The following is a 21,095-nucleotide window of genomic DNA, read 5'->3' on the forward strand; positions in this document are numbered from 1 at the left end:
TGAAATAGTGCCCTGAGGTATTACGGCGAAGGATGAAGATAGTTTCCGAATTAATATGCTGTCAAAAATAAACTAGAGAAACGTGATGTGGGAAGTAAAATAAATAAATTTCGTCATTACAAAGTAAATAAACGTAAAGCGGGAGCCTTTTAAAAAAGGCTCCCGCTTATTGTTCACTATTAAAGTATTCAGTATATAAATATTTATTTCATGAATACTTTATATTCAGCTTTTTTTAGGACGCACTTTCGCCGTCAGCCCTTTCAGGAAATAACGCATCACCTGATCGCCGCACGGACGATAATTTTTGTGGCCTTCTTTGCGGAAGAATGCGCTTAGTTCACCTTCAGACACTTTGAAATCAGCCGCAGTCAGTACAGAAATCATGTCTTCGGTTTTCAGCTCAAACGCCACACGCAGTTTTTTCAGCATGATGTTATTGGTCAGGCGTTTTTCCACTTCCGGTGCCGGGAAGCGATCGTCTTTACCGCGTTTGAAGGTAATCAGGCCATTGAGGAAGTTCGCCATCACTTCGTCAGGCACTTCCATGTAACCTTCTTCGTCTTCTTTTTTCAGATAACGCGACATCACGTCAGGGCTGACGGGCGTACCGGTGGTTTTAAGGATCTCGATCAGCTGGCCTTCGCTTAAATCCAACATGTAGCGCACGCTGCGTAAGACATGGTTATGCATCATAATTCTGTATTCCTGTTAAAAGTAAACCGAGGAAATGCCACCGGGTTTACCCCTACGCACCTCGAAGGCGGGCATTATACAAGAAACTTACAGGATTAGCTGAACTGACGTATCCGCGCAATAAGTGACTCCACATCGCCGATTTGTTGTGCAGTGAGGATCAGTTTTTGCCCAAGGCTCAGCGCATGGCGCTGGCAGTCGGCGCGCATCGCATCATCTTTAATGGTATCGAGATCAGCAACATGTGCCAGGCCGATGGTGCGACGGATTAACTCCGCGCCGCAGTAACCGACGGCATCGTGCCAGACTTCCTGCAAAAAGAGTCCGGCATAGCCGGTTTCCGCCAGCGTCGGATCCTGAGATTTATCCCGCGCCAGTTGCAGGAAACGCTCTGAGAAACTCATCCACAGTTCACGCACATCTTTCAGGCGCTGCTCGCGGCCGTCCGCCGCCTCGCGCACACCCACCAGCCCCGGCAGACCACAATAGTTCAGCAACAGGTTGCCGATAGCAGAACCGGGATCAAAGCCCATCGGGCCGTAATAACCGAACTCCGCGTCAATGGCTTTCAGTTTGCCTTCAGCAACAAAAATCGAACCACTGTGAATATCACCGTGCAACAGCGCTTCGGCCTTGCTCAGGAAACGATGTTTGAGCGCGGCCACAGCCAGACGCAGCGGTTTGTCCTGACGCAGTGCATCCACCGCCGGCTGCAATACCGGCTCAAAATTATTGCGCTCATGGTCAACATACGGATCGGTGAAGAACAGATCTTCGGTGATCTGACACAATTCAGGGTTGGTAAAACGCGAGACTTCGGCTTTTTTGGCCTGCGCATTCTGGTAGAAATCGGAAGTATGAAACAGTGTCTGTGCCAGATACTCACCCAGTTGGGCTGCCGCCTGCGGGTAATGTTTCCCCAGTACCAGTTCACTGCGCCAGATCTGATGATCCGATAAATCTTCCTGCACCATCACCGCCAGTTCAGCGTCGTGATGCAACACATTAACCGTGTGCTGCGGACAATACTGGCCGTGGATAATCAGGGTTTCAGCTTCAATGCGCGCACGATCTAACGTCAGCGGCCAGGATTCCCCCACACAACGCACGTACGGCAGCGCCTGTTTTACAATCACCCGGCTTTTTCCCGCAGTATCGCGGATCTTAAACACCAGGTTCAGGTTTCCGTCACCGATTTCATCGGCCGTGACCAGAGATTGCGGATCCGCCACGCCACCAAACTGACGGGCATATTCAACGGCATCGTTGGCGGTAAATGTGTAGTAGCGTGACATCCTGACCTCTCGAATTCTTTTTTTAGCCTTTAAAGCGTTTAGACGTCTATACATCCGTGAAGCATGTTGGCAGAATAAGTGAACAGATGCAACCGGGCAACAAGGATTTAACTAACAATGCAAAGCCTCACAACCACCAGTTTACGTATTCGTGAAAACCAGCTGTGGATCCTCGACCAGCAAGCTCTGCCGCAACGTTCAGACTGGCGCGAATGCCGTGATGTCAGCGAACTGGTGGATCACATCCGCACCCTGCGCGTACGCGGTGCGCCGCTGATTGGTTTGTCCGCCAGTCTGTTGCTGGCGCTGCTGGCCGAACAGGGAATGGCGCAGGATGAATTGCATCATGCTCTGGAGACATTGCGCGCCTCACGTCCGACCGCAGTGAATCTGATGAACAATCTCGACCGTATGAAGGCCGCGTTGCAACAAGCTGATTACGTGAAAGCGCTGGTGGAAGAAGCATTGCGGCTGGTGGATGAAGACCAGACATTGTGCGATAGCATTGCCACTCACGGCGCAAAACTGGTCACGCCCGGCAGCCGTCTGCTCACCCACTGCAACACCGGCGGCCTGGCAACAGCGGGCGTCGGCACGGCCATCGGCGTGATCCGCCGTGCCCATGAACAGGGCAATGTAGAACAGGTTTGGGTGGATGAAACCCGTCCGTTGTTGCAAGGGGGGCGCCTGACCGCGTGGGAACTAGGCGAGCTGGGTATTCCTTATCAGCTGATTTGTGATTCGATGGCCGCCAGCCTGATGGCGCAAAAACGCGTTGATGCCATCTGGGTCGGCGCTGACCGCATTGCTGCGAATGGCGATGTCGCCAACAAAATCGGCACTTACAGCCTGGCGGTGCTGGCGAAATATCACGGTATTCCGTTCTATGTTGCCGCGCCGCATACCACCCATGACCCGCACTGCCCGAACGGTGCCGCCATCCCTATCGAACAGCGCGCGGCAAATGAAGTGACCGGCGTTTCCGGCAGCTTTGGTTCCGTACAATGGGCGCCGCTCGGCGCGCAGGTTTATAACCCGGCGTTTGATGTCACACCGGCAGAATTAATCAGCGGATGGGTGCTGGATGTGGGGGTGGTGACGCCGGAGCAGGTACGGGATGGTGTGTTTGCGAAGGCGTTGAAGTAATCTTTTCTCCTCCCGGCAAACTGTGGCGAACAACTCGGTTTTACTCCTCCCCCTGCGAAGGGGGAGGCTGGGAGGGGGTTTTAAGGGCTAACACCTCAGTTAAAGCACACTTCAACATCTTGATTTTGCTTTAAAACCCCACCCCAACCCTCCCCTTCGCAGGGGAGGGAGTCAAGGCTTACTCCCCCATCCGCGGATACGCATCCGCAATCTTATCGCCGGTGAAATGCGCCACCCAGCCTTCCGGATTATCGAATACACGGATCGCGGTAAATGACGGGGATCCGCCCATATCAAACCAGTGGCGGGTATTAGCCGGTACGGAAATCAGATCGTTTTTCTCGCACAGGATCTGGAAAATCTTGCCGTTCAGGTGCAGACAAAACAACCCTGCGCCTTCGACGAAGAAACGCACTTCGTCTTCACCGTGGGTATGTTCGGAGAGGAATTTAGTGCGCAGCACCTCACGCTGTTCGTTGTCCGGGCGCATGCTGATCACATCCCAGCTCTGATAGCCCTTCTCTTCGACCAGTTTGTCGATTTCATGCTGATAGGCGGCAATCACGTCCTGCGGCTGCGGGTTCTCGCCTAAATCGCGGTCAGCCTGCCAGCGTTCGAAACGCACATCAATTTTGCTCAACTCAGCAGCGATCGCGTCCCCGTCACGGCTTTCCCACAACGGTGCGGAAGGATCCTGGTCACTAAAAATCGTTAATGCACTCATGGTCAACCCTCTTATAAGAATGTTTCTAAGGCTATCTGATCAAAACGATTAACTTGCAGGTGATCGCTGAGTTCGTCCGCGTCATCGCGGATCAGCTGACAGGTATGCCAGCCCGCTAAGCGCGCGGCATCGAGCTCCTGACGGATGTCTGATAAAAACAGTAAATCCTGCGGCGGCAGGATCAGTTGCTCAGCGATGTTCTGATACGACTCCGTTTCACGCTTAGCACCGACGCGGGTATCGAAATATCCGCTGAACAGTGAGGTTAAATCACCGGCATCGCTGTAACCAAACAACAGCTTTTGCGCGTCCACCGACCCCGAGGAATACACGCAAAGTTGCAGACCTTCAGCTTTCCACGCTTCCAGCTGCGGCGCGACGTCAGCATACAGATGCCCGCGAAAATCACCGTTTTCATAGCCGGTACGCCAGATGATGCCCTGCAACACTTTCAGCGACGTCGATTTCACGTCGTTATCCATGTAGGTAAAGAGTTGTTCAATCAGCGCCTCGACGCTGGCCTGTGGCCGGTCGATTCCGGCGCGTAAGGCATCCAGTGCCGCCGCAACGTCCGGCTGTTCATGCTCATGGCGCAGGAATTCAGCAAGACGCTGACGGGCATACGGGAACAACACCTGATGCACAAAACGGATATCCGTGGTGGTACCTTCAATATCAGTCACAATGGCGCGGATCATTTAGCCTCCAGCAGGCGACGTTGCCGTTCACACTGGAATAAAAATTCCAGCCCTTCCAGATGGCGGCGCGCTTCGGCCACATCCCGTCCCCAGCAGGTCAGCCCATGACCGCGCAGCAGAAAACCATACTGCAACGGCGTGTGCTCCGCTGATGCAATGATCTTCTGCGCCAGCACGGGAATATCCTGACTGTTGTCGAAAATCGGGATCACCACCTGATCAAGGTGCGAGGTCTGGCCGCTGAGCGATTTCTGCATCTCATAGCCTTCCAGCACCAGCGCACCGCTGCGTTCTACCCGCGATAACACTGTCGAATTGACCGAATGGGTATGCAGCACCGCGCCTGTTTCAGGATAGCGGGAATACAGCATGGTGTGCAGGCCGGTTTCCGCAGAAGGACGACGTCCGCTGGGCGCAAGGCCGCTTTCCAGTTCCACCAGCAGGAAATCGTCTGCGGTGAGTGATCCTTTGTCTTTTCCCGATTCGGTGATCAGGCAATGAGCATCGCCTTCGCGGACGGACATATTGCCGCCCGTTGCCGGGCTCCAGCCCTTCTGACCAATCCAGTGACAGGCTGCCAGCAGCGCGCCCAGTTGCAAATTCTCTGTCATCGTATTCCTGAAAAGCTGTGCGTTGAGGGACGGAGTTCGGAATGAAATAGACGCTTTTTACCGCGATATATTCAATGTGTTGCGGCTTAGATCGAATTGGCATTTAGCCATCTAAGCGTCTCGATTGCCAAATATTAACATCGTGTTATATTGTGAGCAACATCGCTATTTGCACACCTGACGCCTGTCAGGTCAACGGTCCAGGAGTATTGACCCGCCATGAGCACAGCAGCATTGATCCCCGAAAGTAAACTTCCTGCATTAGGCACCACGATTTTCACCCAAATGAGTGCGCTGGCGCAGAAACACAATGCCATTAACCTGTCGCAGGGGTTTCCTGATTTCGACGGCCCGCAATATCTGAGGGATCGTCTGGCGTATCACGTCAGTCAGGGCGCGAACCAGTACGCCCCGATGACCGGCACGGCGCAGCTACGTGAAGCGATTGCCACCAAAACCGAACAGATTTACGGCTATGCACCGGACGCCAACACCGACATCACCATCACGGCGGGCGCGACAGAATCGCTGTATGTCGCCATCACCGCGCTGGTGTCGAAAGGCGACGAAGTGATTGCTTTCGACCCGAGCTATGACTGTTACGCCCCGGCGGTGGAACTGGCAGGCGGCGTGATGAAACGCATTCAGTTGCAGCCGCCGGAATTCAAAGTGAACTGGGCGGAATTCGCCGATCAGATTACCGACCGCACAAAGCTTGTGATCATCAACACGCCGCACAACCCGTCGGCTACCGTCTGGAGCCACAGCGACGTCGGGCAGCTTTGGCAGATCATTGCGGATAAACACATTTTCGTGCTGAGCGATGAAGTGTACGAGCACATTTGTTTTGCGCCGGAAGGTCACGCCAGCGTGCTGCGACATCCGGAGCTGCGTCAGCGCGCCATTGCCGTATCGTCGTTCGGCAAGACTTACCACATGACCGGCTGGCGCGTGGGATATTGCATCGCACCGGCGGTGATCAGCGCCGAACTGCGCAAGGTGCACCAGTATCTGACCTTCTCCGTCACCACGCCGGTTCAGCTGGCACTGGCGGATATGCTGCGTGAAGCGCCGGAACACTGGCAGGAATTACCGGCCTTTTATCAGGCCAAGCGCGACCGTCTGGCGCAAGGGCTGGCGAACAGCCGCCTGAAAGTTTTACCGAGCCAGGGCACCTATTTTCTGCTGGTCGATTACAGCGAGGTGTCCGGTTTAGACGATGTTGCATTCTGCCACTGGCTGACTGAACATGTGGGCGTAGCGGCCATTCCGATGTCGGTCTTCTGCGCCGCGCCTTTCCCACATAAACTGATCCGGCTGTGCTTCGCCAAACAGGAAGCCACGCTGGACGCTGCTTCGGAGCGCCTGTGTCAACTTTAAAACTGTCCGTATTGCAACAGCCGCTGGTGTGGCTGGATGGCGAGGCGAACCTCGCACATTTCGACGGCCTGCTCAGTGCGCTGACCGGCCGCGACCTGATTGTTCTTCCTGAAATGTTTACCACCGGTTTCGCCATGCAGGCACCGGGCAGTGCGCTGCCTGAATCGCGTGTCGTGCAATGGCTGCAACAGTGGGCGAAACAACTCGGGGCGATGATTGGCGGCAGTGTGGCGTTAAGCACCACGGAAGGCGCCGTGAATCGTTTCCTGCTGGTTGAACCGCAGGGCAAGGTGCATTTTTACGATAAACGTCACCTGTTCCGCATGGCCGGTGAGCACAATTATTATGTGCCGGGCAAACGCCGTGAAATCGTCGAATGGCGCGGCTGGCGCATTCTGCCGCAAGTCTGTTACGACCTGCGTTTCCCGGTGTATTCCCGCAACCGTCAGGATTATGACCTGGCGCTTTACGTCGCCAACTGGCCTGCCCCGCGCAGCCGCCACTGGCAGACGCTGCTCGCCGCCCGGGCGATTGAAAATCAGGCTTATGTCGCTGGCTGTAACCGCGTCGGCACTGATGACAACGGCCACTACTACAGCGGTGACAGCCTGATTATTAATCCGCAGGGGGAAGAGCTGGCGCGTGCTGAGCCGGGTTCGGCAATGATTATCGACGCAGAGTTGTCGCTGGAAGCGTTACAGGATTACCGCGAAACCTTCCCCGCCTGGCGCGATGCCGATACCTATTTGTTACATGACTAAAAAAATGCCCCGGACTTTTCAGCCGGGGCATGTTTAATTCCTGCCTGTCTGTTTAGTTTCCACCAATAAAGTCCATTTTACCGATGTTCACGCCCAGATGGCGCAGAATGTTGTAGGCGGTGGTGATGTGGAAGTAGAAGTTCGGCACGGCAAACACGGTAACATAGCTGTGCGCAGTAAATTTCATTTCACGATTTCTGCCTTTCACCACGATCTCACGGGATTCATCGCCTTCCAGTTGTTGTGCATCCACACTTTCGATAAAACGCAGCGTTTTGGCGATGCGCTCCTGCAACTGGGCGAATGTCACTTCATTGTCTTCCATTGCAGGCGCGGCGATACCGGCCAGACGGGCAATTGCGCCTTTCGACATATCACTGGTGATTTGCACCTGTCGCGCCAGTGGATACATATCTTCTGCCAGACGGGTATTCAGGACTTCTTCTTCTGATTTTCCGTTTTCCTTTGCCCATGCCGCGCCTTTTTCCAGCAAGGCTGAAAGATTTTGTAAACCACGAACAAATTGTGCCGCCGTACTGCCATAAAGCGATGCTGACATGATGCTTCCTTAATGAATGATGGGTTAGAACAACTGGCGCTACCTTAGCGCGTTATGGTCTGAACAGCGCGCCGTTTTATAGCAATGAAGTGTGACGAAAAATCCGCTTTGCGAGCTGCCCCTGTCTTTTTGTCAGCGCATGTAAAAACATCCCGGTGTGGATCACTTCTTGCATTCAATACCCCCGCAAAAACATCTGACAGAGGATCACTGATGACTATCACCTTTATTGCCCACTCCACGCCCGAACCTGCGTTGTACGGCGCGATGGCAGCGATACTTGCTGAGCTACGCGCTTTGCCGCTGTGTCACTTTCCCGTCAGCCATAATGCGCAACGTTACCCGAATGCCCGCCAGCACGTGACGGCGCAAGGGCATGCACTGACCAGCGGACTGCTGTGGCTTGAGCGCCTGACCGGGCGCGGTGCGGGTGAAGAATCCGGTGTTGAATCCCTGATTTATCGGGCACTTAAAGAAGATATCGTCGTACCGTTGCGTGAACCGTTATCCGCAGAACTGGCAGTGCAAATCGCCGAGCAGGGTATTGAAATTGAATCATTAACCGTGGTGCGTAATCAGGATAAATTCCAGCTGGAAGACGGCATCACCGGCAAAATTCGCAGCAACGGCTGGGGGCGTGATGCCTTTGGCCGCTGGGCATTAGGCCCGGTTTCACAACCGGTCATGCGGGCAGGAAAAACCCTGCGCGTGGCACTGGTCGGGGATTTTACCGAGCAGCGTGACAGTTATCCGGCGATGCTGGCTGCACTGGGAGACGCCGCCGATGCACTGGCAATGAACATTGATGTGATCTATGTGCCATCGACGTTACTGGGCAGCCAGCTTGATTGCACGCTGTTTGAAGTTGACGGCATTATGTTGCCGGGCGCGACGCTCACCCGCAGCGACACGCAGGCCGGACAACTGGCGACAGCCACCTGGGCTCTGGAAAACCAGACGCCGGTATTAGGGATTAATCAGGGTATGCATCAGATGATCACTGCGCTGGGGCAGAAAGTGCTCGGGCAGGAACGCGTGGTGATGCACGGGCCGTCGACGCTCGGCAGCCTGCAAACCGCGTTGCCGCTGGCCGAGCACGTGCAGCCGCGTGTGGGGAATCATCCGGTCATTACCCGCAACGGCAGCCTGCTGGCCAATAAAACGGGGGATGAATTTATGCTGCGCTACAACCAGCGCCGCTATCTGAATCCGCATTTGCTGGCTGAGCTGGAAAACGCCGGGCTGATCGTTTCAGGGTATGACGAAAGTGGCGAACAGGCGCAGGCAATTGAGCTGAACAATCATCCGTTCTTTATGGGTGTGCAGGGGCAGCCGGAGCTGATGTCACGCCGCGAGCGGCCAAATCCGCTGCTGATGGCGTTCCTGCAACAGGTCCGTCAGGGCAACCGTGACCGCGATGTCAGCCACGCCGCGCTGACCCAAAGCGTGCGGCTTAAACATCCGCACCTGCTGATGGGCTGACTGACAGAAAGACCTAACTGCCGCGATATGTTGAATAAGAATACGGACTGATCAGCAGCGGCAGATGGTAATGATCCTGATCACCGTCGATCACCACATCAATGATCGCCGAGTGATACAGCGTCTCACGACCGGTGGCGGCGAAATACGTGCCGATATCCGCACACAACCGGTAATGCCCGGAGGTGACCGGTTCCGGCGTTAATTTTGCGGCGCGGCCATCGGCATCGGTTTGGATTTCACTGATGATCGTGACGTTCTGCCCTTCAATACATTCCAGCCAGACGCGCACATTCGCCGCAGGCTGCCCTAAAGACGTATCGAGAATATGGGTAGTGATGCGGGTCATTATTGAAATATCTCCTTTAAACGCAGCAGGGTAATTTCTTTGAGTTGTTGCGCCGTTTCCTGATCTTCAGCCTCCGGCGAATTCTGTAGCCGCCGTTGCAGATTATCAAGGATCTCCTCTGAACTGCGCCCTTTAGCGCGGATCAGAAACACCCGCCCGAAACGCTGTTCATAACGCAGATTACCCTCGTGCAGTGCATCAATCACTGCCTGCTGGCTGATATTGAGCGTCGCCTGTTCGCCACGGGAAAGCTGCGCTTCTTTAGTGGCACCGGCGGCGCGTTCGCCGATACGCGGGTGCGCCGACAGCGCCTGAGTCATATCTTCAGGTTGCCAGTTTTCGCAGGCCGCTCCGGCGCTGTGCAATACGTCTTCCACAGAAGCATAAGGCCGCGCATCGCTGACGGTTTTCGCCCACGACGGGATATTCACCAGCGGGCGTAACAACGCAACGGCTTCGAATTCGGATAATGCGTTGAATTCTTCAAAGGTCATAAATGTCCCTCAGCAAAACTCAGCACCGTATTGATATACGCCTGCACCGCGTAAGCCACGTCGCCGGTGGTGACCGATTCATCGGGATGATGGCTGATGCCGTCCTTACAGCGCACAAACAACATGCCGACCGGCCAGCATTCAGCGATAGCAATCGCGTCATGCCCTGCGCCGCTTGGCAGCGACATCGCCTGTCCCTGCAAGTGTAAAACGCTCTGACTGAGACGATGCTGCAAACCGTCGTTACATTCAGTCGCGCTGATGCCATAAAACTGTTCGGCGGCAAACGTCAGCCCGCGACGTGCAGCAATATCGCGGCCCTTCGCCAGCAGCGTTTCCAGCAGTGCCGATAAATCATCATCACGCGGTCCGCGTACATCCAGCGACAATTTCACCTGTCCCGGAATGACATTCACCGCACCCGGCAGGCATTCCAGCGTGCCCACTGTCGCCACCAGATTGCGGCCGGTGGCGGTGGTGATACTTTCAATGGCCAGCGTCCATTCGGCGGCGGCAGTCAGCGCGTCCTGTCGCTGCCCCATCGGTACGGTGCCGGCATGACCGGCGTGACCGGTAAATTCACAATTCAGGCGACGCGCGCCGTTAATCGCCGTGACCACGCCGAGCGGCACATCCGCCGTTTGCAGGCACGGCCCCTGCTCGATGTGCAATTCCAGGTAAGCGCAAAAGTCGCTGACCGCACGCTGTGATGCGCCGATTCTCAGCGGGTCCAGCCCGACGTCACGCATCGCCTGGGCGACCGAAATCCCCTGCGCGTCCTGACGTTCCAGCCAGTCCGCGGGCCAGGTACCGGTCAGTCCACGACTGCCGAGCAGCGTGATGCCAAAACGTGTGCCTTCCTCATCGCAGAACCCGACAATTTCCACCGCCATCGGCAAACGAATGCCGTTCTGATGTAAATGCGCCACCACTTCCAGCGCGGTCAGCACCCCCAGCGGGCCGTCGTAACGCCCGGCATTACGCACGCTGTCGAGATGTGATCCCAGCAAAATGGCCGGTGCTGTCGCATCCAGCCCTTCATAGCGCCCGCAGATATTGCCGACGCTGTCCTGCCAGACACGCATCCCGGCCGCTTCCATCCACTCGCCCACCTGTCGGTTAGCCTGCAAATGTTCCGGCGAGAGATAGACGCGGGTCAGTTGTCCCGGCGTTTCGCTGATGGCGGCGAGTGCGTCGCAACGCGCCATCACCCGTTCAGCGGCAAGCTTTGCGCTTTCTGAAACCGCAGCCAGCGTAAAAGCTTCAGCCATTACTGACCTCCCGCGTAATGATCCCAGGCACCCTGCGCCCCTGCACCGTATTTTGACGCAAAGCCGAGACGGTTGAGCACCGCTTCAAGCGCCACCAGCGTTTGCAACACGCAGTCTTTACGCGCGTTGTAACCCATGGTGCCGATACGCCAGATTTTCCCGGCCAGCGGACCAAATGAGGTGCCGATTTCAATGCTGAAATCATTAAGCATCATCTGGCGAACCTGTTCGCCGTGGATGCCCGGTGGAATGACTACGCCGAGCACATTGCTCATGCGGTTATTCAGGTCGCCGAACACTTCCAGCCCCATGCCCTGAATGCCTGCCAGTAATGCGCCGCCATGTAATTTATGACGGGCGATGCCGGTATCCAGCCCTTCTTCCAGAATGATGCGCGCACATTCACGCGCCGCAAACAGCATGCTGGTGGCTTCGGTATGGTGGTTAAGACGCTCCGGCCCCCAGTAATCCATGATCATCCCCAGATCGAAATAGTTGGAGTAGATCATCTCGTCGTCGCCGTCGGCATGGTCGGCGGTACGGATACCTTGCTCGACACATTTACGGCGACGGATTTGTTCTTCAAAGCGCGGGCTGATGGTCACCGGCGAACTGCCTGACGGACCGCCGAGGCATTTTTGCAAACCGGCAGATACGGCGTCTAAACCCCATGCGTCGGTTTCCAGCGGGTTACCGCCAAAGGACGCCGTGGCATCGGAGTAGAACAGCACGCCGTGACGGCGGCAGATTTCACCCAGTTGCTCCAGCGGCTGCAACATGGTGGTGGAGGTATCGCCCTGCACGGTCAGCAACCAGCGCGGTTTAACGGATTTAATCGCATCTTCGATTTGCTGCGGATCAAACACTTCGCCCCACGGCACTTCGACGGTATGAACTTCCGCACGACAGCGACGGGCAATTTCGCACAGCAGATGACCGAAACGACCAAACACCGGCACCAGCACTTTGTCGCCCGGACGGATGCCGGAAAGCAGCACGGCTTCGATACCGGCGCGCGAGGTGCCGTCGATCAGGAACGTCCACTGATTGTCGGTTTTGTACAAGGCGCGGTACAGCGCCATCACTTCGTTCATGTAGCCGGTCATCACCGGATCATATTGCCCGACCAGTTGACTCGCCATCGCCCGCAGTACGCGCGGATCGGCATTGATGGGTCCCGGCCCCATCAGCAGACGGGTTGGCGGGTTGATTTGTCCGGGAGAGATGAAATCTGACATAGTTAATCCTTTACGATGTTAGCTTGCGGCAGCCTCAGTAAGGCCGCGTACGGATGCTATAAATTGTTTTAACTCCGGCGTTTGCGGATTGGCAAACAGCGCCCGGCTTTCGCCCTGTTCCCACACGGTGCCCTGATGCATAAACACCACGCGGTCGCCCACTTCGCGGGCAAAATTCATTTCGTGTGTCACCAGCACCAGCGTCATGCCTTCTTTCGCCAGTTGCTCGAGCACTTTCAATACTTCGCCGACCAGTTCCGGATCCAGCGCCGAGGTGATTTCATCACACAGCAGCACTTTCGGGTTCATGGCCAGCGCACGGGCAATCGCCACGCGTTGCTGCTGGCCGCCGGAAAGATTCGACGGGTAATAATCCATGCGATCCGCCAGACCGACTTTCGCCAGCATCTGCGCGGCCAGTTCACGGCATTCGGCAGCGGACTTTTTCAGCACGCGGCGTGGCGCCAGCATGACGTTTTCCAGCGCGGTCATGTGCGGGAAAAGATTGAAACTCTGGAACACCATGCCCACGGAACGGCTGATGTCACGCGCCTGAGAATCGCGGTCGGTAATGGTCATCCCGCCGAGTTTGATGCTGCCTTCCTGATAGCCTTCCAGCCCGTTCATGCAGCGCAACAGCGTACTTTTGCCTGAACCGCTGCGGCCGATGATCGAAATCACTTCGCCGCTGTCAATATCCAGATCCACGCCTTTCAGTACGTGGTTCTGACCGTAAAATTTCTGAACCTGGTTGATGGTGATCAGTGGCATTACTGTTTCTCTCCACGCAATGATTTTTCTAAATGCTGGCTGTAACGGGACAGCGGATAGCACATCAGGAAGTAGCCCAGCGCCACTAATCCAAACACTTTGAACGGCTCATACGTCACGTTGTTCAGCATCGTTCCGGCTTTGGTCAGTTCGACAAAACCGATAATCGAGGCCAGCGCGGTCCCCTTCACCACCTGCACGGAAAACCCGACAGTCGGCGCGATAGCAATGCGCAACGCCTGCGGGGTGATCACCCGCCATAACGTCTGACCGAAATTCAGGCCGAGACAGCGCGACGCTTCCCACTGGCCTTTCGGTAATGCGGCAATACTGCCGCTCCAGATATCCACCAGATAAGCGCTGGTATACAGCGTCAACGCCAGCGCGGCGGCGGTCCACGGGCTGACATTAATCCCAAACAGGCCAAGACCAAAGAAGGCCAGGAATAGCTGCATCAGCAGCGGCGTGCCCTGAAACAGCTCGGAATACAGACGGACAAAAAGCGTCGGCCAGCGGCGTTTGGTGAGACGCAGTAACAGCAACGGCAACGTCACCAGCGTGCCGCCGATAAAAGCGGTCAGCGACAACAATAACGTCCAGCGCGCCGCCAGCAGGAGATTGCGCACAATGTCCCAGTCGGTGAAGGTCATCATCAGTTTTCACTCCCAAAGACACGGCGTCCGGCCAGCAGCAACAACTGACGCATCGCAACCGACAGCAACAAATAAAACAACGTGGTGACCAGATACACTTCAAAACTGAGGAAGGTGCGCGACTGAATTAAGTTCGCGGCAAACGTCAGTTCTTCATAGGACACCTGCGATACCACGGAAGATCCGAGCATCACGATAATGCACTGGCTGACCAGCGACGGATAAATGCGTTTCAGCGACGGCGGCAGCACGATGCGCAGGAACGTCTGACTGCGGGTTAATCCCAGCACGCGCCCGGCTTCCCACTGACCTTTCGGCGTCACCTGAATACCGGCGCGGATAATCTCCGTGCTGTAGGCGCCGAGGTTAATCAGCATCGCCAGCAGCGCCGCTTCACCGGCAGTCATTTTCAGGCCAATGGCTGGCAGGCCAAAGACAATGAAAAACAGCTGCACCACAAACGGCGTATTACGGATGGCTTCGACATACACGCCCCAGACCGCACGCAGGGTTTTATGGTTGCCGCAGCGGATGGCCGCGCCGCAAATCCCTATTGCGACACCGCCAACCGTTGCCATTACCGTCAGCTCAATGGTGGTCCATAAACCGGCCAGCAGTTCCGGCATATAAGGCCATAGCGCGCTAAAGTTAAGCTGATAGGTCATGAAAGATCTCCGTCAGGCCTCTGATCACGCGCCGATGGACGCTGGCAGCGGTGCCTTCATCCATTTTTCAGACAGTGTATTCAGCGTCTTGTCTTTGATGCCTTCGGCGATCAGTTCATTCACTTTGTCTTTCAGCGCGGGCTCGTCTTTACGCAGACCGACGTAGCATGGTGAATCTTTCAGCATCACTTTCGAAACCGGTGCTTTGGCCGGGTTCATGCGGGCAATCGCGGCGACCACCAGGTTGCCGGTAGCGATGTATTCCACCTGGCCGGAAAGGTATGCAGACAGCGTGGTGTTGTTGTCTTCATACCGCTGAATTTTGGCATCTTTCGGTGCCACGCCGGTCAGTGCCAGATCTTCCACCGCGCCACGGGTCACGCCGATGGTTTTACCGGACAGTTCTTTCAGGTCGGACAGTTTGTCACCCTGGGCACCAAACACGCCAAGGAAGAACGGTGCGTAAGCGTTGCTGAAGTCGATGACTTTTTCGCGCTCAGCGTTTTTACCCAGGCTTGAAATCACCAGATCGACTTTATCCGTTTGCAGATAAGGCACGCGGTTGGCGCTGGTGACCGGCACCAGTTGCAACTTAAGTTTCATCTTATCGGCCAGATAATGCGCCATATCGATGTCATAACCTTCCGGCTGCAAATCCTTGCTCACCGAACCAAACGGCGGGAAATCCTGAGGAACAGCCACACGCAGCACGCCACGTTTCTGAATATCCTGCAACTGATCCGCCATTACGCTGGATGCCTGAAGCACCAGCATTGCCGCACCTGCCCATGCCAACAGCCGTTTGTTCATGTTCATAGATTATCTCCGGTGAAAGGTTTTTGGAACGATAGATTCTTATGTTTATAGCTTTGCAACGAATGTGCCAAAAGCTGGGCAGCAGAAAAATTGTGCACAAAGTCACGGTATGACAAGGAATTAGACAATGAGAGGCGCGATCAGAAGAGGTTTTTTTGCCCTGAATCAGGGCAAAAAGCGTGAACCAATGAAAAATATGATGCACTGAAATTGTGCGAAAGCACCAGAAAAGCGCCCGATTTGTTCTTCAAACGGGAATCAGCGCTGCTCCAGCTCATCCAGATCGTTATACAAATCGCTTATCTGATGAATACGCTGGCGGCCTGAAGCGAGCATATCGTGCAGCAATGCATTGCTGAGCAAATTCGCCAGACTCATGGCAGAAGAATAACTGTCGAACGCCGATACGCTGTCGAGCGGAGCAGCCAGATGCCAGGTTGCCAGCGGGATAAGTGTCTGCGCCTGCGGCTCGCAAATCAGCAACACCGGCACGCCAAGTGACTGTAACTGCATCAGAATTGCCTTCGCCATGCGCGGCCTGCGGCGGAAAGCGACGAAAATCACCACGTCCTGCGCGGTAAGATCCACCAGTTCTTCCGCCAGCGTTTGCCCCGGCTGCGGCATTATCATCACGCCAGCACGTACCTGAATCAGTTGCTGACGCAGGTGCAGCGCCACCGGGTAACTGTTACGAAAACCCAGCAAACGTACTTGCCGCGCCTGATTCAGGGCGGCGATCAGCGCACCGAACTGGGTGCCATCAATCTGGTTAATCCACTGCGTCAGGTTGGCCATTTCCTGTTTATAGTGCCGTGATAACAAGGTGTTACCTTGCACCGCGTCGCGGCTGTCGGTCAGCGGCATCCCGCTCTGGCGCAGGGTGCGCATTTCATCGCGCATATCGCGGTAGCTCGGGTAACCGAGGCGTTTGAACAGGCGGCTGACCGTGGCTTTCGATACGCCGCTAAGCCGCGCCAGTTCGGCGCTGTTATAGCTCATCAGGTCGTCAATACTGGCAAAAATAAAGTCGGCCACCCGCTGTTCCTGCGGCGTCAGTTCTGCGTAATGGTCACGCAGACGCTCATCAATCTGTTTCATCTCTGGCCCTTTTGTAACCAATGTTTCAGTAAATCAGCGGAACATACCATGCACTATGCTTGCCAATGCAAGAGAAATTAGCGCTAAAGCTGCAAGGTTTTGCCGATGTGGAACACCTCTTGCTTAACTTTATCCCTACGCGCCCACAACCCTGCAAGCACGGGCAGCATAAAAAAGCGTTTCTAAAAAGGACATCGCATGATTAACAGTAACAGCGCACCGCTGGGCATGGCGGTCACACCTCATCATCTGGCGAGCCAGAGTGCGCTTGCGGTATTGCGTGAAGGCGGCAATGCCATCGAGGCCATGGTGGCTGCGGCCGCGACGATTGCCGTGGTCTATCCGCACATGAACGGGCTGGGGGGCGATGGCTTCTGGCTGATCGTGCCGCCGCAGGGCAATCCGGTGGCGATAGACGCCAGCGGTGCCGCAGGCTCCCTCGCCTCTCTCGATTTCTACGCCGGTGAAACGCACATTCCGCACCGTGGCCCGAAAGCCGCGCTGACGGTAGCGGGCACCGTCGGCGGCTGGCAGGAAGCGCTGAACGTGTCGGCTGAATTTGGCGGCGAGCAAAAACCGCTCTCCCGCCTGCTGCGTGACGCCATCCGTTATGCCGCTGATGGTATTCCGGTGACAGCATCGCAGGAAGCGGCGACCCGCGCCAAGCAACACGAACTGAAAGATTTCCGCAGCTTTGCCGATGTTTTTCTGCCTAACGGCGATGTGCCCCGCGCCGGAAACCGCTTCACTCAGCCGCAACTGGCGCAGACGTTATCGATGCTGTGCGAGGACGGGCTGAACAGTTTCTATCGCGGTCATCTGGCCGACAATATGGCCGCCGACATGGAAAAGCTCGGCATGCCAGTGACCCGCGCCGATCTCGCCGCTTACAAGCCACAGCGCCGTGTGCCGTTGCGGCTCAAACACAGTAAAGGCGAAATCTACAACCTGACACCCCCGACGCAGGGGCTGGTTTCGCTGGCGATCCTCGGCCTGACTGACCGTTTGCCGCTGGAAACCATGGACGAAAGTGCCACCATTCACAGCGTGGTGGAAGCCACCAAACTGGCGTTCGGTCTGCGCGATCGCTTTATCACCGATCCGCGCATGATGACGCAGGATGCACAGGAACTGCTGGATCCGCAGTATCTCGATGCTCTTGCGACCCGCATCAAACCACACAGCGCCGCCGACTGGGGTAAAGGTAAAGGGCCGGGCGATACCGTCTGGATGGGCGTGATGGACAGCAGCGGGCTGGCGGTTTCTTTTATCCAGAGCATTTATCACGAGTTCGGCAGTGGCGTGGTGCTGCCGGGCAGCGGCGTGTTGTGGCAAAACCGCGGCGCGTCCTTCAGCCTCGACGCCAGCCATTTACTGGCGCTGGCACCGGGCAAGCAACCGTTCCATACCCTCAACCCTGCCGCCGCACGCTTATACGACGGGCGCACCATGGTTTACGGCTCGATGGGGGGTGACGGCCAGCCGCAGACGCAGGCCGCCGTGTTTATCCGCCATGTAGTACAGGGGCAATCGTTGCAACAGGCGATCAGCGGCCCGCGCTGGCTGCTTGGCCGTACCTGGGGCGAGAGTTCGGATTCACTGAAACTCGAAGGCCGTTTTGCCTATCCGACGCTGGCCGGGCTGAGACAGCGTGGTCATGACGTCGAACTGTTGCCTGATTTCAGTGAAGCCGTCGGTCACGCCGGTGCCATCGTTCGTCACACCAACGGCATGTTTGAAGGTGCCTCCGACCCGCGCAGTAACGGCAGCGCCGCCGGTTTTTGATCAGGGTTTGCATAACAGAATGGATAAGGAAGCAGAATGAAAAATACCTCCGCAGCGACCGACTGGGCCGCCTATATCCGCCAGATGGAATCCGTTCTGGCGCTGGAACTCGACGACGCACGCCGTCAGGAATTGCTGGTGCAGTTCAGCCGCATTGCCCAAATGGCACAACCGCTGATGGATTTACCGCTCGATCCGCGTCTGGAAATTGCCGGGGTGTACCGCGCATGAAATCGTTTGATAGCTTTACCGTCAGCCAGTTACATCAGGTGATTGCGCAGGGCGAAATCTCGGCCACAGAAATCGCCACCTCCACGCTCGACGCCGTTGAACAGGCCAATCCGGTCATCAACGCCTGGACGCAGATCACCCGCGATCGCATGCTGAGTGAAGCAGCGAAAGTGGATAAAAGCCGCGCCAGCGGTGCCGTACTTCCACCGCTGGCGGGCATTCCTTATGCGGTGAAAAACCTGCTGGACGTGGCCGGTGAAGTGACGCTGGCCGGTGCCAGCCTCAACAGCAGCAACGCCGCTGCACGCCATGACGCCTGGACAGTTTCACGCCTGGCTTCTCAGGGTGCGATGCTTTCCGGCATGCTGAATATGGATGCTTACGCGTACGGTTTCACCACAGAAAACAGCCATTACGGTGCCACCCGTAACCCGCGGGATCTGGCGCGGGTAGCCGGAGGCTCTTCCGGTGGTTCGGCCGCCGCCGTGGCTGCCGGGCTGGTGCATTTCACCCTCGGCAGTGATACCAACGGCTCGATCCGTGTGCCGTCCTCGTTAAGTGGTATTCTCGGCCTGAAACCGACCTTCGGGCGGATTTCACGTCGCGGCAGCCAGCCGTTTGTCGCCAGCCTCGATCACATCGGCCCGATGGCACGTTGCAGCGAAGATTTGTCGCAGGTCTATGACGCCATACAGGGCACGGATCCGCAGGATCACTTTCAGGCTGACAAACCTGTCACAGAAACATTTTCCCAGCTTAAGCGCGGGCAACAGGGCCTGCGCAGCGCCGTACTGGGCGGATACTTTTCTCTCTGGTGTGACGACCACGCCAAAGCAGCCGTACACCGGATAGCGCAGGCACTGGAAGCCCAGGAAGAAATTGAAATGCCACAGGCCGGGCTGGCACGATCCGCCGCGTTTATCATCAGCGCGTCGGAAGGCGGCAATCAGTACCTGCCAAAACTGCGCAGCATTCCGGAACAGTTTGAGCCACTTTCACGTGAGCGTCTGCTCGCTGGCGCAATGATCCCGGCGGCATGGTATGTTCAGGCGCAGCGTTTCCGTCAGCAATTTCAGCAGCAAATCTTGCCCTTGTTCGATCATTGGGACATTCTGATCGCCCCTGCCACGCCGTGTCCGGCAACGTTGCTTGGTCAGGAAACCATTCGCATCAACGGTCAGGATCTGCCGACACGCGCCAATATGGGCATGCTGACGCAGCCAATTTCGTTCCTCGGCTTGCCGGTGGTGACGGTGCCGGTCACCACGTCGACCGGCCTGCCGATAGGATTACAATTGATTGCGCCACCGTGGCGCGAAGATCTCTGCCTGCGTGCCGCCTGGGCACTTGAGCAGCAGGGAATAGTGAATGTCAGCAGTTCTCCGGTGATGCCCGCGTAACAACCCGCATCCCCGTTTTCCCAGGGTGAAGTGAAAAGAGTAAAGAGAGTCACTATGAAAACTGAACATATCGACCGCCCGGCGATCCTCGCCGAAATGAATGCGGCGTTTTATCGCTATGAACAGGCGCTGATCACCAACGATACCGCCGTACTCGACGAACTGTTCTGGCACGACCCGCGTACCGTGCGCTACGGCGCGGGAGAGAATCTTTATGGCATTGACGCCATCCGCGCATTCCGCACCGCGCGATCGTCACAAGGGTTAGACCGGGAACTGGTCAACACGACTATCACCACGTTTGGCGATGACATGGCGGTCGCCAGCACAGAATTCCGCCGGGAAGGCAGCGACAAGATTGGTCGCCAGCAGCAAACGTGGGTGAAGATGGCGAGTGGATGGAAGATTGTGGCGGCGCATGTGAGTTTGATGGTTTGACCGAACCAATGGGCGGTTCAGCTTTGGAAAGCTGAGGAAACTGTTCTTTTCCAGGAATGGACGGTGACAATTTCGGTTCCCACCGAGGGGAAATCTGAACGGTGATAATTTCGGTTTCTCAATAACAGCGATCACTTATCGCGCTGCGCCGAAACCGCCCAAAAGGGGCCAGGACGGGCCCCTCTTGGATCTCCCACGTCTTTTAACTGCGCGCTATCGCAGGCATGACGGACATGTTCCGGTAGAACAGTGAGTGGCGCAAAATATTGCCGCTTCGCGGTTCCTTCTCTCGGTCTTCGAGCCTGTGGTCTCGAAGCCGCTCCGTTCAGCAAAATTTTTGATCACGCCAATGCACTTTTCTAAAAGATGAAAGCAGTCTGCCTTTGAATTTAAGATCGCACGGGCGATTCAGAAATCTTGCCGAACGGAGCGGCCTGAAGACCTAAGGCTTCAGGACCGAGAGAGGGAACCGCGCAGCGGCAAGATTTCCAGCCTGTCACGGTGATACCTGAAACATATTATCTAGCGATAGCG

General features: G+C 56.1%; 23 protein-coding genes. 8 read left to right on the plus strand and 15 right to left on the minus strand.

The window, feature by feature from the left end; genetic code table 11:
- Positions 1-225: 225 nt before the first annotated feature.
- On the minus strand, positions 226-696 hold the full coding sequence (locus EX31_RS21035) for a YehS family protein (RefSeq protein ID WP_013574280.1): 471 nt from the start codon (positions 694-696) through the stop codon (positions 226-228).
- Positions 697-791: 95 nt separating this feature from the next.
- Entirely contained in the window at positions 792-1,991 is a 1,200-nt protein-coding gene (mtnK, locus tag EX31_RS21040; RefSeq protein WP_013574279.1) for an S-methyl-5-thioribose kinase, read from the minus strand.
- 117 nt (positions 1,992-2,108) lie between these two features.
- On the opposite strand from mtnK, the gene mtnA reads away from it, so the two are divergent.
- Positions 2,109-3,137 carry an S-methyl-5-thioribose-1-phosphate isomerase gene (gene mtnA / locus EX31_RS21045; protein ID WP_037036522.1) on the plus strand — a complete coding sequence of 343 codons (1,029 nt, stop codon included), beginning with the start codon at positions 2,109-2,111 and terminating at the stop codon, positions 3,135-3,137.
- Positions 3,138-3,315: 178 nt separating this feature from the next.
- Here mtnA and EX31_RS21050 read toward each other — a convergent pair whose 3' ends face one another.
- Genes EX31_RS21050 through EX31_RS21060 form a run of 3 tightly spaced genes read right to left on the minus strand, consistent with a single transcriptional unit; the run spans position 3,316 to position 5,170 of the window.
- Positions 3,316-3,861 (minus strand): 1,2-dihydroxy-3-keto-5-methylthiopentene dioxygenase, encoded by a 546-nt coding sequence (locus EX31_RS21050; protein WP_013574277.1) that lies wholly within the window; start codon positions 3,859-3,861, stop codon positions 3,316-3,318.
- Positions 3,862-3,872: 11 nt separating this feature from the next.
- Positions 3,873-4,559 (minus strand): acireductone synthase, encoded by a 687-nt coding sequence (mtnC, locus tag EX31_RS21055; protein WP_037036524.1) that lies wholly within the window; start codon positions 4,557-4,559, stop codon positions 3,873-3,875.
- A complete protein-coding gene (locus EX31_RS21060) occupies positions 4,556-5,170 on the minus strand; it encodes a methylthioribulose 1-phosphate dehydratase (RefSeq protein WP_037036526.1) in 615 nt (204 codons plus the stop codon). Before EX31_RS21060 ends, mtnC begins: the two co-directional genes overlap by 4 nt.
- A gap of 219 nt (positions 5,171-5,389) precedes the next feature.
- Between EX31_RS21060 and EX31_RS21065 the strand changes: the two genes are divergently transcribed.
- Positions 5,390-6,550 (plus strand): pyridoxal phosphate-dependent aminotransferase, encoded by a 1,161-nt coding sequence (locus tag EX31_RS21065; RefSeq protein WP_037036527.1) that lies wholly within the window; start codon positions 5,390-5,392, stop codon positions 6,548-6,550.
- On the plus strand, positions 6,538-7,311 hold the full coding sequence (locus EX31_RS21070) for an amidohydrolase (protein WP_037036529.1): 774 nt from the start codon (positions 6,538-6,540) through the stop codon (positions 7,309-7,311). Before EX31_RS21065 ends, EX31_RS21070 begins: the two co-directional genes overlap by 13 nt.
- A gap of 52 nt (positions 7,312-7,363) precedes the next feature.
- Here the strand turns inward: EX31_RS21070 and EX31_RS21075 are convergent, their stop codons facing one another.
- The gene (locus tag EX31_RS21075; protein WP_013574272.1) at positions 7,364-7,870 is read right to left on the minus strand and encodes a DUF1993 domain-containing protein; all 507 of its coding nucleotides are present in this window, start codon (positions 7,868-7,870) and stop codon (positions 7,364-7,366) included.
- Positions 7,871-8,083: 213 nt separating this feature from the next.
- Here EX31_RS21075 and EX31_RS21080 point away from each other — a divergent pair, with 213 nt between their 5' ends.
- On the plus strand, positions 8,084-9,352 hold the full coding sequence (locus EX31_RS21080) for a glutamine amidotransferase-related protein (protein ID WP_037036531.1): 1,269 nt from the start codon (positions 8,084-8,086) through the stop codon (positions 9,350-9,352).
- 13 nt (positions 9,353-9,365) lie between these two features.
- On the opposite strand, the gene uraH is transcribed toward EX31_RS21080, so the two are convergent.
- From uraH to EX31_RS21125, 9 genes are all read right to left on the minus strand, one after another.
- Positions 9,366-9,701 carry a hydroxyisourate hydrolase gene (gene uraH, locus EX31_RS21085; RefSeq protein WP_037036533.1) on the minus strand — a complete coding sequence of 112 codons (336 nt, stop codon included), beginning with the start codon at positions 9,699-9,701 and terminating at the stop codon, positions 9,366-9,368.
- Positions 9,701-10,195, minus strand: a complete 495-nt coding sequence (uraD, locus tag EX31_RS21090; RefSeq protein ID WP_037036535.1) for a 2-oxo-4-hydroxy-4-carboxy-5-ureidoimidazoline decarboxylase — start codon at positions 10,193-10,195, stop codon at positions 9,701-9,703. Before uraD ends, uraH begins: the two co-directional genes overlap by 1 nt.
- The gene (gene hpxK / locus EX31_RS21095; RefSeq protein ID WP_037036537.1) at positions 10,192-11,466 is read right to left on the minus strand and encodes an allantoate amidohydrolase; all 1,275 of its coding nucleotides are present in this window, start codon (positions 11,464-11,466) and stop codon (positions 10,192-10,194) included. The genes uraD and hpxK overlap by 4 nt, the downstream gene beginning before the upstream one ends.
- Positions 11,466-12,704: a pyridoxal-phosphate-dependent aminotransferase family protein gene (locus tag EX31_RS21100; protein WP_037036539.1), complete on the minus strand. Its 1,239-nt coding sequence runs from the start codon at positions 12,702-12,704 to the stop codon at positions 11,466-11,468. Before EX31_RS21100 ends, hpxK begins: the two co-directional genes overlap by 1 nt.
- Positions 12,705-12,722: 18 nt before the next feature.
- A complete protein-coding gene (locus EX31_RS21105; RefSeq protein WP_037036540.1) occupies positions 12,723-13,475 on the minus strand; it encodes an amino acid ABC transporter ATP-binding protein in 753 nt (250 codons plus the stop codon).
- Positions 13,475-14,125 (minus strand): amino acid ABC transporter permease, encoded by a 651-nt coding sequence (locus EX31_RS21110; protein ID WP_099049209.1) that lies wholly within the window; start codon positions 14,123-14,125, stop codon positions 13,475-13,477. Before EX31_RS21110 ends, EX31_RS21105 begins: the two co-directional genes overlap by 1 nt.
- A 2-nt stretch (positions 14,126-14,127) precedes the next feature.
- Complete coding sequence (locus EX31_RS21115; RefSeq protein ID WP_013574264.1) at positions 14,128-14,793, minus strand: amino acid ABC transporter permease; 666 nt, start codon at positions 14,791-14,793, stop codon at positions 14,128-14,130.
- 24 nt (positions 14,794-14,817) lie between these two features.
- Positions 14,818-15,609, minus strand: coding sequence for a transporter substrate-binding domain-containing protein (locus EX31_RS21120; protein ID WP_037036542.1), 792 nt, complete (start codon positions 15,607-15,609; stop codon positions 14,818-14,820).
- Between the two features lie 258 nt (positions 15,610-15,867).
- Positions 15,868-16,707: a MurR/RpiR family transcriptional regulator gene (locus EX31_RS21125; RefSeq protein WP_037036543.1), complete on the minus strand. Its 840-nt coding sequence runs from the start codon at positions 16,705-16,707 to the stop codon at positions 15,868-15,870.
- Positions 16,708-16,905: 198 nt separating this feature from the next.
- Between EX31_RS21125 and EX31_RS21130 the strand changes: the two genes are divergently transcribed.
- The 4 genes from EX31_RS21130 to hpxZ are packed head-to-tail and all read left to right on the plus strand — an operon-like array spanning position 16,906 to position 20,561.
- On the plus strand, positions 16,906-18,492 hold the full coding sequence (locus EX31_RS21130; protein ID WP_037036544.1) for a gamma-glutamyltransferase family protein: 1,587 nt from the start codon (positions 16,906-16,908) through the stop codon (positions 18,490-18,492).
- Between the two features lie 36 nt (positions 18,493-18,528).
- A complete protein-coding gene (hpxX, locus tag EX31_RS21135) occupies positions 18,529-18,723 on the plus strand; it encodes an oxalurate catabolism protein HpxX (protein ID WP_013574260.1) in 195 nt (64 codons plus the stop codon).
- Positions 18,720-20,123, plus strand: coding sequence for an AtzE family amidohydrolase (locus EX31_RS21140; protein WP_037036545.1), 1,404 nt, complete (start codon positions 18,720-18,722; stop codon positions 20,121-20,123). The genes hpxX and EX31_RS21140 overlap by 4 nt, the downstream gene beginning before the upstream one ends.
- A gap of 54 nt (positions 20,124-20,177) precedes the next feature.
- On the plus strand, positions 20,178-20,561 hold the full coding sequence (gene hpxZ / locus EX31_RS21145; protein WP_013574258.1) for an oxalurate catabolism protein HpxZ: 384 nt from the start codon (positions 20,178-20,180) through the stop codon (positions 20,559-20,561).
- Positions 20,562-21,095 lie beyond the last annotated feature (534 nt).

It is taken from the genome of Rahnella sp. WP5 (assembly GCF_000745615.1).
Classification (GTDB): Bacteria; Pseudomonadota; Gammaproteobacteria; order Enterobacterales; family Enterobacteriaceae; genus Rahnella; species Rahnella aceris.

Excerpts from the sequence above, each read along its gene's own strand:
- EX31_RS21035 (WP_013574280.1), bottom strand. The coding sequence starts at position 696 with ATGATGCATAACCATGTCTTACGCAGCGTGCGCTACATGTTGGATTTA.
- mtnK (WP_013574279.1), bottom strand. The coding sequence starts at position 1,991 with ATGTCACGCTACTACACATTTACCGCCAACGATGCCGTTGAATATGCC.
- mtnA (WP_037036522.1), top strand. The coding sequence starts at position 2,109 with ATGCAAAGCCTCACAACCACCAGTTTACGTATTCGTGAAAACCAGCTG.
- EX31_RS21050 (WP_013574277.1), bottom strand. The coding sequence starts at position 3,861 with ATGAGTGCATTAACGATTTTTAGTGACCAGGATCCTTCCGCACCGTTG.
- mtnC (WP_037036524.1), bottom strand. The coding sequence starts at position 4,559 with ATGATCCGCGCCATTGTGACTGATATTGAAGGTACCACCACGGATATC.
- EX31_RS21060 (WP_037036526.1), bottom strand. The coding sequence starts at position 5,170 with ATGACAGAGAATTTGCAACTGGGCGCGCTGCTGGCAGCCTGTCACTGG.
- EX31_RS21065 (WP_037036527.1), top strand. The coding sequence starts at position 5,390 with ATGAGCACAGCAGCATTGATCCCCGAAAGTAAACTTCCTGCATTAGGC.
- EX31_RS21075 (WP_013574272.1), bottom strand. The coding sequence starts at position 7,870 with ATGTCAGCATCGCTTTATGGCAGTACGGCGGCACAATTTGTTCGTGGT.
- EX31_RS21080 (WP_037036531.1), top strand. The coding sequence starts at position 8,084 with ATGACTATCACCTTTATTGCCCACTCCACGCCCGAACCTGCGTTGTAC.
- uraH (WP_037036533.1), bottom strand. The coding sequence starts at position 9,701 with ATGACCCGCATCACTACCCATATTCTCGATACGTCTTTAGGGCAGCCT.
- uraD (WP_037036535.1), bottom strand. The coding sequence starts at position 10,195 with ATGACCTTTGAAGAATTCAACGCATTATCCGAATTCGAAGCCGTTGCG.
- hpxK (WP_037036537.1), bottom strand. The coding sequence starts at position 11,466 with ATGGCTGAAGCTTTTACGCTGGCTGCGGTTTCAGAAAGCGCAAAGCTT.
- EX31_RS21100 (WP_037036539.1), bottom strand. The coding sequence starts at position 12,704 with ATGTCAGATTTCATCTCTCCCGGACAAATCAACCCGCCAACCCGTCTG.
- EX31_RS21105 (WP_037036540.1), bottom strand. The coding sequence starts at position 13,475 with ATGCCACTGATCACCATCAACCAGGTTCAGAAATTTTACGGTCAGAAC.
- EX31_RS21110 (WP_099049209.1), bottom strand. The coding sequence starts at position 14,125 with ATGACCTTCACCGACTGGGACATTGTGCGCAATCTCCTGCTGGCGGCG.
- EX31_RS21115 (WP_013574264.1), bottom strand. The coding sequence starts at position 14,793 with ATGACCTATCAGCTTAACTTTAGCGCGCTATGGCCTTATATGCCGGAA.
- EX31_RS21120 (WP_037036542.1), bottom strand. The coding sequence starts at position 15,609 with ATGAACATGAACAAACGGCTGTTGGCATGGGCAGGTGCGGCAATGCTG.
- EX31_RS21125 (WP_037036543.1), bottom strand. The coding sequence starts at position 16,707 with ATGAAACAGATTGATGAGCGTCTGCGTGACCATTACGCAGAACTGACG.
- EX31_RS21130 (WP_037036544.1), top strand. The coding sequence starts at position 16,906 with ATGATTAACAGTAACAGCGCACCGCTGGGCATGGCGGTCACACCTCAT.
- hpxX (WP_013574260.1), top strand. The coding sequence starts at position 18,529 with ATGAAAAATACCTCCGCAGCGACCGACTGGGCCGCCTATATCCGCCAG.
- EX31_RS21140 (WP_037036545.1), top strand. The coding sequence starts at position 18,720 with ATGAAATCGTTTGATAGCTTTACCGTCAGCCAGTTACATCAGGTGATT.
- hpxZ (WP_013574258.1), top strand. The coding sequence starts at position 20,178 with ATGAAAACTGAACATATCGACCGCCCGGCGATCCTCGCCGAAATGAAT.